This is a genomic window from Massilia sp. CT11-108 (assembly GCF_047302915.1).
Lineage (GTDB): Bacteria > Pseudomonadota > Gammaproteobacteria > Burkholderiales > Burkholderiaceae_D > Telluria > Telluria orientalis.
This window is the reverse complement of record NZ_JBKYMO010001086.1, coordinates 1-747: the sequence shown is the minus strand read 5'-3', so window position 1 is coordinate 747 and position 747 is coordinate 1. Positions and strand designations below refer to the sequence as shown.

Genomic DNA, 747 nt, shown 5'->3' with positions numbered 1-747 from the left:
GTGCAGCAAGGCCTCACGCGTGATCGCGCCGGCCGGCGCCATGGCGGCCCTCGACGTGGATGGCGACCGGGCGAACGAGGCCATCGCCCGCCACGGTCTGCAAGTCACGGTGGCCAACCTGAATGCGCCCGACCAGACCATCATTGCCGGTACGCCGGAGTCGATCGAGGCGGCGCTGCCGGTCCTGGTCCAGCAGGGCATGCGCACCAGGCGGATCGCCGTGAGCACGGCATTCCATTGCCCGCAGATGGCGGTGGCCGGAGCTGCCCTGGCCGATGAATTGAACCCGGTCGCTTTCGCGCCGCCCCGCGTGCCAGTCTATGCCAACCTGACCGCGGCCCCCTATCCGCCCGAACCCGACCAGATGCGCTCGCTGCTGGCGCGACATATCTCCGAACCGGTCCGCTTCACGGATCAGATCGAGGCGGTGTACGCGGCAGGCGCACATGTGTTCGTCGAGTGCGGGCCGGGCCTGACGCTGACGGGCCTGGTCGGTCGCATCCTCGGCGAGCGTCCGCACTGCGTGCTTGCGCTCGACGCCCCGGGAAGGAACGGCTGGGAACAACTCGCACAGCTGCTGGCGCAGGCGGAAGCCAGGGGATTGCCCATCAACCTCGGGCAATGGTTCTCAGGACGAGGACTGGCTGAGCAGGGTCTCGACGAGACATTGGCGCAAGCGCGCCGGCGCCACGAGCACGGCCCGTTGGTCTGGCGCGTGAACGGCGGCCGGGCCGTCCCCTGGTCAGC

1 protein-coding gene is annotated in these 747 nt (G+C 69.6%); it reads left to right on the top strand.

Annotated features, from left to right (window positions below; translation table 11 throughout):
• Positions 1-19: 19 nt before the first annotated feature.
• The coding region (locus ACEN88_RS33300; protein ID WP_413346595.1) for an acyltransferase domain-containing protein at positions 20-747 on the top strand (728 nt) is incomplete at its 3' end.